This window comes from Dactylosporangium sp. CA-152071 (assembly GCF_050936335.1).
In the GTDB taxonomy this organism is placed as follows: domain Bacteria; phylum Actinomycetota; class Actinomycetes; order Mycobacteriales; family Micromonosporaceae; genus Dactylosporangium; species Dactylosporangium maewongense.
This window is the reverse complement of sequence record NZ_JBNJMZ010000002.1, coordinates 1,182,037-1,193,838: the sequence shown is the minus strand read 5'-3', so window position 1 is coordinate 1,193,838 and position 11,802 is coordinate 1,182,037. Positions and strand designations below refer to the sequence as shown.

Below are 11,802 nucleotides of genomic sequence, written 5' to 3'. Positions count from 1 at the left end.
GCGAAACGGAGGCGACGATGCTGGTCGCGCGTTCGGTGGCAGAGTGTCACCTGTACATGGCGCTGCACCCGTGTGAGCGGTGCGGCGAGTCGGACTTTCTGTGGTCGAGTCACGCCCGTGGGATGGACGACTCCTCGGTGTACGAGGGAGAGTGCCCGTCGTGCCGGTCGCCGCGCCGGTTCGCGTTCCAGCTCGGGCCCGACTTCGTGCCGCCGCCCGCCTACGGCGGCCCCGAGCCGTCCCGGATCATCGACCCCGCCGAGTTCCTGACGATGGGTGAACGGGCGGCGGGGTTTGCGGTGGTACGGCCCGACGCGTCGCAGCGGGACCGGGCCGGTGCGCGGGAGGCCGCCGCCGACGCGGTCGCCGCCGTCGAAGAGGTGCTCAAGTTCCTGCCGCCGTCCGCCGACGCCGTGCCCGAGGCCGCGTTCAGCTCCGATCCGGGCCGGGAGTTCTACGCCGCCGACCCCGCCCGGTTCCAGCGGGACCGGCTCGAGGCGGAGCTTCAGGAGTACCGCCAGGCGTTGAGCGCGCTGAACGACGCCTGACGGCGCCCACGCACGTCCCGGACACCGGCTCCGGCGGTCGGGCCGGGTTGGATCCCGCTCCACGCGGTCGATGCCGCGACGTTCTACCGGGCTCCGTCGACCGCGGTCCACGGATGGCGACCGGACCGGGCGGTCACGTGAGGTCAGCCGTCGGCACCGCCGGCGGCGGCCTTGCGGGCCCGGTACGCGCCGACCGCCGCCTTGTTCCCACAGCTGTTGTCGCAGAAGCGTTTCGAGCGGTTCTTGGACAGGTCGACGAAGACATCGCCGCAGCCCGGGTAGGCGCACACGCGCAGCCGGCTCAGCTCGTTGCTGCGGACCACGTCGACAAAGGCCATCGCGGCCTCGACGGCCATGCGGTCGGCCAGCGGCGCGTCGGACGGCGTGGCGTGCAGGTGGTACGCATACCCGTCGTGCTTGACCAGCTGCGGCAACGCCTGCGCCGCACGGAGCAGCTGGTTGACGATGCCGACGACGCGGTCCTCCTCGGCATGCCAGAGCTCGCGCAGCCGCGGCCGCAACGCCCTGACGTCCGCCAGTTCGGCGTCGGTGCGCTCGTGCCGGCCGGTCCAGCCCTGCTCGGCGAAGAACGCGTCGAGCGCGGCGACGTCACCCAGCAGCTCGCCGTCGCTGCCGTCGGTGTTGATCAGTGCGGCGGCAGCGATGAGCGCGATCTCGGTGTCATGAGCGAAAACCATCTTGACCCCTGTCGCCCGTGTACCTAGTGTCATGAGTGTAGCCGCTATAGATCATGACATCGACCGAGGGGAGGCGTCATGCAGCGCCGACACACCGCCGGGCTGGGACTGGCCCTGTTGTCCGCCGTCACGTTCGCGACGTCCGGCACGTTCGCCCGGTCGCTCATCGACGCCGGCTGGTCGGCCGGGGCCGCCGTCGCCGCCCGCGTCGGGGTCGCCGCCCTCATCCTGGCCGTCCCGGCCGTGCTCGCGCTGCGCGGCCGCTGGCACGTGCTGCGCCGCAACCTCAGCACGCTCGGCCTGTTCGGCATCCTCGCCGTCGGCGCCGCCCAGGCCTGCTTCTTCAACGCCGTGCAGTACCTGCCGATCGGGGTGGCGCTGCTGCTGGAGTACCTCGGGATCATCCTCGTCGTCGGCTGGATGTGGGCCGCGCACGGGCAGCGTCCCCGCCGGCTCACCGTCGCCGGCGCCGTCACCGCCGTGCTCGGGCTCGTCTTCGTCCTCGACCTCACCGGCAACGCCGACCTCGACCCGGTCGGTGTCCTGTGGGGCCTGGGCGCCGCCGTCGGCCTCGCCGGCTACTTCGTCCTTTCCGCGCGCACCGACAACGAACTGCCCTCGGTCGCGCTCGCCAGCGGCGGCATGGCAGCCGGTGCGCTCGCACTCCTCGCGCTCGGTGCCGCCGGAGCGATGCCCCTGCACGCCGCGTTCGGCCCGGTGACCTTCGCCGACCACAAGGTCAGCTGGCTGGTACCCCTCGCCGGGCTGTCGATCGTGGCGGCCGTCGTGTCCTACGTCGCCGGCATCGGCGCGGCCCGCATCCTCGGCGCCCGACTGTCCTCATTCGTCGGGCTGACCGAAGTCATGTTCGCCGTCCTCATCGCCTGGGCGGTCCTGGGCGAGTTGCCCAGCATGATCCAGCTGGTCGGCGGCCTGCTCATCATCGGCGGCGTCGTGCTGGTCCGCATCGACGAGTTCCGCACCCCCGAGCCGCGGACGCCGTCGGCAAAACCGACCGACCCGGTGCCCGTGGCCTGAGCGACGACGCCGGCATGCCGACGCGGTGCCGACCCCGATCCTGAGCCGAGCCCCACGGCCGCGTCCGTCCTGCTCCAGGTCCATCGCGCGGCTGAGCTTCTTCCACCTGGTCAGGTCGGCTCGCAGCAGCTCGTGGTGGGCGACGATGTCGCGTTCCGTGGCGGGCACCAGGGAACGCGACACCGGAGCACGGAGGCACGGCAGGCGGTCAGCCCGCGCGGCGGAGCCGGGCGAGCATGCCGTTGAGGTCCTGGGTGAACAGTTCGTGCCGGAAGTAGTGGCCGCCCGGGACCTCGTGCCACTCGTGGGGGATGCCGGCGTTGCCGAGCGCGGCGCGGAACTCGCGCTGGCCGGCGAGGACCTGGGTCTCGTGCACGATGTCGAACGCGTCGACCGGGTTGGGGGAGGTGCCGGCGGCCAGGAAGACGCGCTTGTTGTAGTAGCTGGGGATCCGCTCCATCGGGTTGTCGGCGCTGACCCGGGCCTCGTCCCAGAGCGGGGCGCCGTAGACGGTGCCGCCGCCGAGATCCAGCGCCGCGGATGTGGCGTTGGCCCAGTGGACGATGAGGCCCGCGTCGCGGCGGATGCTGGCCGGGCCGGAGTGCGAGCTCACCGAGCAGAAGTGCCCGTAGTACTTCGCGGCGTACTTCAGCGCGCCGAAGCCGCCCATGGAGAAGCCGGCGACGGCCCGCCCGTCGTACTCGGCGAACGTGCGGAAGTTCTGCTCGACCCACGGCAGCAACTGTCCGATGTGGAACGTCTCCCAGTTGCGGGGGCCGGACATGGTGCTGACAGGGTTGCTGTACCAGCCGGTCGAGGCGTCGGGCATCACCACGACGACCTCGCGGCCGGCGGTCAGGTTGACGATGTTGTCCTGCATGTGGAAGGTGCGGAAGTCGGGGCCGCCACCGCCGTGCAGCAGGTACAGGACCGGGTACCGCTTGCCGCTGGTGTGGTAGCCGTCCGGCAGCAGGATGTTGACCGCGGGGTCCCATTCGATCGCGTCGGTGGCGAAGCGGTAATACTGCAGCCGCCCGCCGTTCTCGTTCCGGTCGACGATGCGCAGACCGTGGCCGTCGCCCGCGGCGTTTGCGGCGCCCGGTCCGGCCAGGGCCCCGGCGAACGCGCCGGCCGCCGCGGCGCCGGCAGCCCCGGTGAGCAGCCGCCGCCGCGTGATGGTGGGACGGGATCCGAGATTGCTGTCCATGACACTCCAATGCTGGTCGCTACGGAGGCGCGTTGATGTACCGGAGGGACGCATGCAGCGGCTCCGGAGAAGAAATCGATTTCGCCCTCGCCTGCAAGCTAGAAGCCCGTCAATCTCCTGTCAAGGCAAGGGATTGACAGGATTCCAAAGTAGGTGGCAGCAACATGCCATTGACAACCCGCAGGGTCCCGCGCATGCTCCATGCAATCGATTGCCCTTCCGTTGAGCCGGGTGACCGCCAAACGCCCGGCTCCGGACCGCCGCATCTCGCAAGGAGTTGCCGTGCGCATCAGGGACACCCGCCATCGAACAGCCGCAGCGCTCGGAGCCATGCTGCCGACCGCCACCGCGCTCGCCGCCGTCACCACCGCACCGGCCCGCGCCGCCTGCCCATCCATCCGCCAAACCACGATCCCGCCGTGATCCGCGTCGTCTACCAGGTCGGCCTCAACCGCGGCGTCTCCGAAAGCGTCATGCTCGCTGGCTTCGAGGCCGGCTGGATCGAGTCCCACATGAACGACCTGCCGTGCGGCGACAAGGACGCGCTCGACGGCTTCCAGCAACGTCCGAGCTTCGGCTGGGGCACCCCGGAAAGGAGCACACCGATGAGCAACCTCACCCGACGACTCCTCATCCGCATGCCGCTGGTCGCCGCCGCGGCGGCGCTGATCGCCGGGCAGGCCACCGCCGCCACGGCCGCCGCACCCGAGCGCCGCGTCGTCGAGTGCGCCGCGGACCTGTTCGGACCCGCATGATGGCAACGATCCCGTGGCTCGCCGACGTCCTGCGCGCCGCCGGCGTCCAGGTCGTTGAGCACGGCGACTGGCGCAACCGCGCGGTCTACGGCAGCTTCGACCCGATCGGCGTGCTGTGGCACCACACTGCCGCACATTCCAGCGCCGACAACCCGCACCCGGCACTGGACACCTGCATCTACGGGCGATCCGACCTGCAGGGGCCCCTCTGTCACGCGGTCGTGGACTACTTCGGCGTCTTCCACGTCATCTCCGGGGGCCGGGCCAACCATGCCGGCGCCAGCCGCGGCAGCGGACCGATCCCCGCCGGCGACGGCAACACCATGCTCGTCGGCTGGGAGATCGACCAGCGATCCGGTGGGCCTGTCGACCCCCGGCCAGCATCACGTGTTCTACCGGATGGGCAACGGATCGCTCGCACACCACCATATCGACGACGGTGACGGCAGCCTGCACGCCGACAACTGGGGCGGCAACCTCGCACCCTGACACCAATCGTCCGAACGTCTGCGACCTCCGGTCCGCCCGCCACGGCCGGGCACCGGAGGTCGCTTGCGTGGGAGCGTGCCCGTCCTCTAAGTTTTGGCCCCTCACTTAGAAGGGTGCCCAGGTGAAGACTGGTGGACGAGTCGCGACCTTCACCCTGCAGGACGTGATCCGGGCAGGCGTGGACATCGGCCTGCCCGCCCTGACTGTGCAAGGGGTCGCCGACACCCTGGGCGTCAGTGCCGCGGCCGTCTACCGGCACGTGGCCGGCCGCTCGGCCCTCGAAGGGCTCGTCGGTGAAGCGATCCTGGACCGCCTCGAGATCAGCGACAATCGCGACGACCCGGCGGTCGCCCATCTGGTCGGCTTCGCCGTGCAGCTGCGCCGATTCGCGCTGCGGCACCCGGGATCGGCGCAGTACTTCCTGCGCATGTTCCCACGCGGGCCGTCCGGCACCCGGCTGCTGGAACAGCAGATCGCGGCGCTGGGCCGGCGCGGATACGATCCCGCGACCGCCACCGCGTTCAGCGGCGCGATCGCCACCCTCTCCCTCGGCGCCGTCGTTGCCGAGCAGGAGCGCGCGATCGGCCTGCGGGATCTCGAGGCCACCAAGGCTGCCCTCGCCGAGCTCGCCGGCTCGCGGGTGCTACGGCAGGCGTCGGCGGCCATCCCGGAGCACACCCAGGAGGACTACTTCGTCTTCATGCTCACCGCCGCGGCGACCGGCCTCGTCAACCAGTTTCCGCCCGGCAGGCCCATCACCGTCACCCCGAGCGACCAGCCCTGATGCGCACGGCGACGACGGCCCGTGCGGCGGGGGGCGTAATCGATTTGCAACAGAGCCCGCCGCCGCCCGGCCCGCTGCTCCGGCAATCGGCGCTGACCTCGGAATTCGCGGCCGTCCACACCTGATCGCCAGCTGGGAAACGGGCGAAACGATCCGACAGCCAACGAAAACTTGGCGCCGAGATGCAATCGGTTTCAAGCATAAAGGGCCAGGTCGGCGCGGTATTGAGGACTGGTCAAATCGGTTTCTTGACGAAACCGATTTCCGAGAGTTTACTGCTACGAAACCTGATCCGGGCAAGGAGGCGTGGAGATGCGGGCGGTTCGGCACCGTGGTCGCAGGCGCATCGCTACGTGCGCGTTCTTGCTCGTCCTGGCGGGCTGCACCAAGGAGACCGAGCCGATGATCCCGACCGGCAACCCGCCACTGGTCCTCGGTGGCGTCGTGAACGTGCGGCGGGTCGGGCAGATCACCGGGCCGGACTCGCCCAACCGCACGGACCGGTTCGAGATCGCGGGCCAGGATCTCGGGTCGATGTTTCAGGCACACGGCAGGACCTGGCTGGTCTTCGGTGACACCTTCGGCCGGCGCGAGCCGGGTCTCACCGGGGGTGGCGGGACGGAGTGGCGGTCCAACACCCTGGGGTACACCACGGACCGCGACCCGACCGACGGACTGAAGCTCGACGGCTACATCGTCGACGACATCGGCTGGGCCAAGGAGCTCATCGACTCCAAAAAGGTCGACGGGGTTGAGATGACCACCATCCCGACCTACGGCTTCACGGCCAACGGCGCTATGTATCTGGCGTACATGTCCGTGCGGCACTGGGGCGAGCCGGGGGAGTGGGAGACCAACTACGCGGGCTTCGCCAAGTCGACGGACCGCGGCCAGACGTGGGCCAAGCTGGACGCGCCGAAGTGGCCGGGCGACAGCAACTTCATCCAGGTCAGCACCGTGCAGGTGCACGACGAGATCTACTTCTGGACCGTGCCGCACGGCAGGTTCGGCGGGGTCAGCCTGATGAAGGTCCGCGAGCGGGACGTCGAGCGGCAGGACGCGTACCGCTACTTCACCGGCGTCGACGCCGACGGCGCACCGCAGTGGGCCGCCGACCCGGCCGCCGCCCGGCTCGTCGTTGACGACACGGTCGGCGAACTGTCAGTGACCTGGAATCCGTACCTGTCCAGGTGGCTGATGTCCTACACCCACGGCGGTGGCAAGGGCGCGGTGCTCCGCGAGAGCGCCACGCCGTGGGGCCCATGGGGCGACGCCATCACCCTGGTCTCCGCTGAGGAGGTCCCAGGGCTCTATGCGCCGTACATGGCATCGCATTACACGACCGACGGCGGCCGCACCATCTACTTCGCCCTGTCGGTCTGGGACCCCTACAACGTGTTCTGGTACCGGGCTGACCTGGTGCGATCCGATCGGAAACAGCCTCCACATTCCTGATTCGCGCAACACCCCGAATCGCGCAACGTACAAGGAGTGGCACGTGACTCGTTTGACGATAACGGCAGCCGTGACCGCCGTGGTGCTCGCCGCGAGCGCGCTCGCCGGCTGTAGCAGCGACAGCGGCGACGACGCGGGCAACGGCAAGACCGTCGTGACGTTCTGGCAGCAGAAGTTCGAGGACTATCAGCAGGCCTGGTTCAAGAAGTACGTCGACCAGTACAACGCCTCGCAGACCAAGGTGAAGATCGACTACCAGGTCGTGCCGTCGGACACCTGGCAGCAGAAGCTCAAGGCCGCGCAGGCCGCCGGCAAGGCGCCGGACGTCGCGACGACCAGCTACGGCAACATCGCCGCCGGTGTCGCGCAGGGCCAGTACGCCGATCTCGACGGGCTGCTGCCAGCCGACGCGTTCACCGACATCAAGGCCAACGTCAAGAGCTTCGTGACGATCAAGGGCAAGCACTACGCGTATCCGATGCTGGTCGAGCCCTCCACGGTGCTGTACTACCGCACCGACCTGGTCAAGGCCGCCGGCCTCGACCCCGCCAGCCCGCCGAAGACCTGGGCCGACCTCATCACCTGGGCCGGCAAGCTGACCGCCGGCAACGTCAAGGGCATGACGATCGCCTCCGCCGCGCCGGACCTCGGCTGGTCCAGCTGGGGCCTGCAGTACAACGCGTGTGGCCACCTGCCGATCGCGGACGACTGGTCCAGGTCCACCGCGACCGAGCCGTGCTTCGTCAAGCTGCTCGAGTTCTACAAGGCGCTCTACCAGGGCGGCTTCATGCCGAAGCAGCCGAAGGTCGGCTACGCCGACGGCTCGCCGTACGGGCAGGGTGAGGTTGCGATGATGGCCGGCGGGTCGTGGGTGATCGGGCAGCTCAAGAAGGAGTTCCCGGACATGATCGCGAAGACGGCGGTCGCGGCGTTCCCGACGATCGACGGCGACGCGACCAAGCCGACTGCCACCCTCGGCGGCTGGACGCTCACGGTGGACGGCAAGTCGAAGGCGAAGCAGCAGGCCGCGGACTTCGTGAAGTACCTGGTCGCCGGGGACCCCGCCATCATGGCCGACTTCTTCGGTGTCGGTGGTTTCTCCAAGTACACCGTCCGCACCTCGGTGGACACGGCCCTGGCCGGTAAGAGTGAGGCCACGGCAGACCCGTTCATCAAGATCATCTCGGAGCAGGTCGTCAAGTACGGCAAGCAGGAGCCCGCCTACCCGTGGGACATTGCGCTCGCATTCGGCACCGCCATCGAGTCCGCGATGAAGGGCAGCGCCGACATCCCGACGTCGCTGAAGACGGCCGAGAAGGCGATCAACGACGTGATCGAGAAGCAGCAGCTCAAGGGCACCCAACCCATCAGCTAGCCCAGCCACCCGCGTCCTGGGAGCGCACGTATCCCGCGCTCCCAGGACGCCCCGCCGTCAAGGGGAATCGCCCGTGTCGACAATGAGCCCGGCGAACATCGCGCAGGTGGCGCCGGCACCAGAAGGAGCGGCCGCGCACCGGCGCCGCCGCACCCGGCTGCGCTCCGCGCGCGGACGGGACAACCTCACCGCGTATCTGATGATCGCGCCGATGGTCATCCTGCTCGGCATCTTCGTGGTCTGGCCGCTGTGCTACTCGTTCTACCTCAGCACTTTCAAAATCAATTTCTACAAGCCGTCGGAATTCGTCGGCATCGACTTCTACAAGTACGTGCTCACCAGCCCGCGGTTCTACACGGCACTGGGCGTCGGGCTCTACTACGCCGTCATCACCGTGCCGGCCGGCCTGGTCCTCGGGCTGCTGCTGGCGAGCTTCATCAAGACGCTGAGCGGCAAGGCCGCCGCGTTCATGAAGACGACCGTCTACCTGCCCGCGGTGGTATCGACGGTGGTGGCCTCGGTGCTGTTCACCTTCATCTACCAGGACGACGGCATCGCCAACTGGCTGATCAGCTTCCTCAGCATCGGCCCGGTGTCGTGGCTGCAGGACCCCGACCTCGCGCTGCCGGCCGTCGCCCTGCCCGGCCTGTGGCTCAGCTTCGGCGTCACCACGCTCATCCTGCTTGCCGGCCTGCTCGACATCCCGCAGAACTACTACGAGGCGGCCGCGCTCGACGGCGCGAACTTCTTCCAGCGCACCTTCCGCATCACCATCCCCCTGCTGAAGAACGTGCTGCTGTATCTGCTGGTCACCGGCTTCACCCTCGCGATCCAGCTGTTCGAGCTGCCGCTGATCATGACCAGCGGTGGCCCAGTCGACGCGACGATGACGCCCAACCTGTACATCTTCAACAGTTTCCGCGACGGCACGCCCTACTCGACCAGCTTCTCGCTGACCGCCTCGCTGCTGCTGTTCGTCGTGCTGGGGCTGATCTCGCTGGGCATCTTCCGCCTGATCAACTCCGACAAGTCCCTCGACGGGTGAAAGGCCAGCGATGAAGAAGTCTCCGGCACAGCGCATCGCCTCGGCCGTCCTGATCGCGCTCATCTCGCTCAGTGTGTTCTTCCCGCTGGCCTGGATGGCGATCGCCGGCTTCAAAGGCCGCACCGAGATCCTGCGCTCACCGTTCCAGTTCTTCCCCGACATGTGGAACTTCGACAACTACGCCGACATCGCCACCGACCCGCAGTTCTCCCGCGCGATGGCCGTCACCTTCGTCGGTGCCGTCATCTTCACTGTGCTGAGCCTGGCGGTGAATTCCATGGCGGCGTACGCCTTCGCCCGGCTCGAGTTCCACGGCAAGAGCTTCTGGTGGCTGTACTGCATCATGCCGATGTTCATCCCGGCGATGGCGATCCTGCTGACGTCGTTCATGGTCGTGAGCAAGCTCGGCATGCTCAACACGATGGCCGTGCTCATCATCCCGGGCGTCGCGTCCGCCGGGCAGATGTTCTTCCTGCGCCAGTACTACCTCGGCATCCCGGTGGCGCTGGAGGAGGCGGCCCGCATCGACGGCGCCACCCGCTGGCAGATCTTCCTCAAGATCTTCCTGCCGCAGTCGGGCGCGCCGTTTGCGGTCATGGGCATCGCCGCGTACCTCGCTTACTGGAACGCCTACGTGTGGCCGATCCTCACCATCACCGACCCGAACCTGACCCAGATCATGCAGCTGCTCGGCAACTTCCGCTCCGACCGCGGCCCCGAGTGGGGGCTGCTGATGGCTGGCTCGACCCTCGCCTCGCTTCCGACGATCGCGTTGCTGCTGATCTTCCAGCGGTTCATCGTCAACGGCGTACGCATCTCGGGCATCAAATGACGGTCCCGTACGATCGTGAAGGCCTGACCGCCGGGATCGTCCACGTCGGCGTCGGCGGGTTCCACCGCGCGCATCAGGCAATGGTCATCGACCGTCTGCTGGAGCAGGGGCTGGCTCGTGACTGGGCGATCTGCGGCGTCGGCATCCTCCCCGCCGACGAGCGGATACGCGACGTCATGCGCGCTCAGGACGGCATCTACACACTGGTGACCCGCAATCCCGACGGCACCGCGGACGCCCGCCGGATCGGCTCGATCATCGAGCATCTGCACGCACCCGACGACCCGGAGGCGGTCGTCGAGCGGATGGCCGCCCCGCAGACCAGAATCGTCTCGCTGACCATCACCGAGGGCGGCTACGCCCTCGACGCTGTCACCGGACAGTTCGCGCCGGAGGACGCCCGCCTGCTCGACGAGGCCCGCCTGCGCGGCCGCGACGCGCCGCGCAGCGTCTTTGGCTTCGTCACCGAGGCCCTGACCCGCCGGCGGGCCCGCGGCGTGCCCCCGTTCACCGTCATGTCGTGCGACAACATCCAAGGCAACGGCGACGCCGCCCGGCGGGCCTTCGCCGGGTTCGCCGCCATCGCCGACCCGGACTTCGGGGACTGGATCGACCGGGAGGTCGCATTCCCGAACGCGATGGTCGACCGCATCACGCCCCGCACCACCCCCGAGGACGTCGCCGCGGTTGCCGCCGAGTTCGGCGGCGCCGACGCCTGGCCGGTCGTCGCCGAGCCGTTCTTCCAATGGGTCCTCGAGGACCACTTCCCGGCCGGGCGCCCGCCGTTCGACGCGGCGGGCGTCCACCTCGTAGCGGACGTCGAGCCCTATGAGCTGATGAAGCTGCGCCTGCTCAACGCGAGCCACCAGGCGCTGTGCTACTTCGGCCGGCTCCTCGGCCACACCTACGTGCACGAGGCCGCGCATGACCCGCGCATCGTCGCGCTGCTCACCGCCTACATGGCCGACGAGGGCGCGCCGACGCTGCAGCCCGTACCCGGCATCGACCTCGCCACCTACCAACGCACCCTCATCGAACGCTTCGCCAACGCCCACGTGCGTGACACGATCGCCCGGCTGTGCGCAGACTCCTCCGACCGGATCCCGAAGTGGCTGCTGCCGGTCGTGCGCGACCAGCTCGCCGCCGGCGGCCCGGTCCGCCTCGCCGCCGCCATCGTGGCCAGCTGGGCCCGCTACGCCGAGGGTGTCGATGAGACAGGCGCCGCCATCGATGTCGTCGACCGGGCGCGCGAGCAGGTGATGGCGGCCGCGGCCCGGCAGCGTGCCGAACCCCTGGCGTTCCTGCGCCAGCCGGACCTCTTCGGCGACCTGGTCGACAACGAACGCTTCATCCGTGAGTACAGCTGGGCGCTGGACGCACTGCACCGCCAGGGCGCCGCCGCGACGCTCGACGCCCTGAACCGCGGCAATACCTATTGATTGCGTATGGGTGTTGTGCGCGGCGGCTGCCGCCGCAGGCTGATCACGTGCAAGATCCCGGACCAGGTCGTACCACTCGGCCTGGTCTGAACCCGCCCGCAGGGCCGTCAGCTGGTCCGGGACTGGTTCGAGGTCGG

At 69.0% G+C, this 11,802-nt stretch carries 12 protein-coding genes and 1 pseudogene; 11 read left to right on the top strand and 2 right to left on the bottom strand.

Annotated elements, in window-relative coordinates:
• The first annotated feature begins 122 nt into the window (after positions 1 to 122).
• Positions 123 to 548 (top strand): hypothetical protein, encoded by a 426-nt coding sequence (locus ACQEVZ_RS45615; protein ID WP_433379962.1) that lies wholly within the window; start codon positions 123 to 125, stop codon positions 546 to 548.
• Between the two features lie 143 nt (positions 549 to 691).
• Here ACQEVZ_RS45615 and ACQEVZ_RS45610 read toward each other — a convergent pair whose 3' ends face one another.
• The gene (locus ACQEVZ_RS45610; protein ID WP_433379959.1) at positions 692 to 1,246 is read right to left on the bottom strand and encodes a CGNR zinc finger domain-containing protein; all 555 of its coding nucleotides are present in this window, start codon (positions 1,244 to 1,246) and stop codon (positions 692 to 694) included.
• 78 nt (positions 1,247 to 1,324) lie between these two features.
• On the opposite strand from ACQEVZ_RS45610, the gene ACQEVZ_RS45605 reads away from it, so the two are divergent.
• Positions 1,325 to 2,284: an EamA family transporter gene (locus tag ACQEVZ_RS45605; protein WP_433379956.1), complete on the top strand. Its 960-nt coding sequence runs from the start codon at positions 1,325 to 1,327 to the stop codon at positions 2,282 to 2,284.
• A gap of 208 nt (positions 2,285 to 2,492) precedes the next feature.
• On the opposite strand, the gene ACQEVZ_RS45600 is transcribed toward ACQEVZ_RS45605, so the two are convergent.
• Positions 2,493 to 3,491: an alpha/beta hydrolase gene (locus ACQEVZ_RS45600; RefSeq protein WP_433379953.1), complete on the bottom strand. Its 999-nt coding sequence runs from the start codon at positions 3,489 to 3,491 to the stop codon at positions 2,493 to 2,495.
• 282 nt (positions 3,492 to 3,773) lie between these two features.
• On the opposite strand from ACQEVZ_RS45600, the gene ACQEVZ_RS45595 reads away from it, so the two are divergent.
• From ACQEVZ_RS45595 to ACQEVZ_RS45555, 9 genes and pseudogenes are all read left to right on the top strand, one after another.
• A complete protein-coding gene (locus ACQEVZ_RS45595) occupies positions 3,774 to 3,914 on the top strand; it encodes a hypothetical protein (protein ID WP_433379950.1) in 141 nt (46 codons plus the stop codon).
• Positions 3,911 to 4,246 carry a hypothetical protein gene (locus ACQEVZ_RS45590; RefSeq protein ID WP_433379947.1) on the top strand — a complete coding sequence of 112 codons (336 nt, stop codon included), beginning with the start codon at positions 3,911 to 3,913 and terminating at the stop codon, positions 4,244 to 4,246. Before ACQEVZ_RS45595 ends, ACQEVZ_RS45590 begins: the two co-directional genes overlap by 4 nt.
• A 336-nt stretch (positions 4,247 to 4,582) precedes the next feature.
• A pseudogene (locus ACQEVZ_RS45585) lies at positions 4,583 to 4,735 on the top strand (peptidoglycan DD-metalloendopeptidase family protein); the annotation flags it as partial.
• A gap of 121 nt (positions 4,736 to 4,856) precedes the next feature.
• Positions 4,857 to 5,519, top strand: coding sequence for a TetR/AcrR family transcriptional regulator C-terminal domain-containing protein (locus ACQEVZ_RS45580; RefSeq protein WP_433379944.1), 663 nt, complete (start codon positions 4,857 to 4,859; stop codon positions 5,517 to 5,519).
• Between the two features lie 363 nt (positions 5,520 to 5,882).
• Entirely contained in the window at positions 5,883 to 6,974 is a 1,092-nt protein-coding gene (locus ACQEVZ_RS45575) for a DUF4185 domain-containing protein (RefSeq protein ID WP_433379941.1), read from the top strand.
• A gap of 43 nt (positions 6,975 to 7,017) precedes the next feature.
• Positions 7,018 to 8,349 carry an ABC transporter substrate-binding protein gene (locus ACQEVZ_RS45570; protein ID WP_433379939.1) on the top strand — a complete coding sequence of 444 codons (1,332 nt, stop codon included), beginning with the start codon at positions 7,018 to 7,020 and terminating at the stop codon, positions 8,347 to 8,349.
• Positions 8,350 to 8,431: 82 nt separating this feature from the next.
• On the top strand, positions 8,432 to 9,394 hold the full coding sequence (locus tag ACQEVZ_RS45565; RefSeq protein ID WP_433386085.1) for a carbohydrate ABC transporter permease: 963 nt from the start codon (positions 8,432 to 8,434) through the stop codon (positions 9,392 to 9,394).
• Positions 9,395 to 9,404: 10 nt separating this feature from the next.
• On the top strand, positions 9,405 to 10,226 hold the full coding sequence (locus ACQEVZ_RS45560) for a carbohydrate ABC transporter permease (RefSeq protein WP_433379936.1): 822 nt from the start codon (positions 9,405 to 9,407) through the stop codon (positions 10,224 to 10,226).
• Entirely contained in the window at positions 10,223 to 11,665 is a 1,443-nt protein-coding gene (locus ACQEVZ_RS45555; RefSeq protein WP_433379933.1) for a mannitol dehydrogenase family protein, read from the top strand. Before ACQEVZ_RS45560 ends, ACQEVZ_RS45555 begins: the two co-directional genes overlap by 4 nt.
• The last annotated feature ends 137 nt before the right edge of the window (positions 11,666 to 11,802 follow it).

Bases quoted from the DNA above. Each gene is read 5' to 3' on its own strand.
- ACQEVZ_RS45615 (WP_433379962.1), top strand. From the start codon at position 123: ATGGACGACTCCTCGGTGTACGAGGGAGAGTGCCCGTCGTGCCGGTCG.
- ACQEVZ_RS45610 (WP_433379959.1), bottom strand. From the start codon at position 1,246: ATGGTTTTCGCTCATGACACCGAGATCGCGCTCATCGCTGCCGCCGCA.
- ACQEVZ_RS45605 (WP_433379956.1), top strand. From the start codon at position 1,325: ATGCAGCGCCGACACACCGCCGGGCTGGGACTGGCCCTGTTGTCCGCC.
- ACQEVZ_RS45600 (WP_433379953.1), bottom strand. From the start codon at position 3,491: ATGGACAGCAATCTCGGATCCCGTCCCACCATCACGCGGCGGCGGCTG.
- ACQEVZ_RS45565 (WP_433386085.1), top strand. From the start codon at position 8,432: ATGAGCCCGGCGAACATCGCGCAGGTGGCGCCGGCACCAGAAGGAGCG.
- ACQEVZ_RS45560 (WP_433379936.1), top strand. From the start codon at position 9,405: ATGAAGAAGTCTCCGGCACAGCGCATCGCCTCGGCCGTCCTGATCGCG.
- ACQEVZ_RS45555 (WP_433379933.1), top strand. From the start codon at position 10,223: ATGACGGTCCCGTACGATCGTGAAGGCCTGACCGCCGGGATCGTCCAC.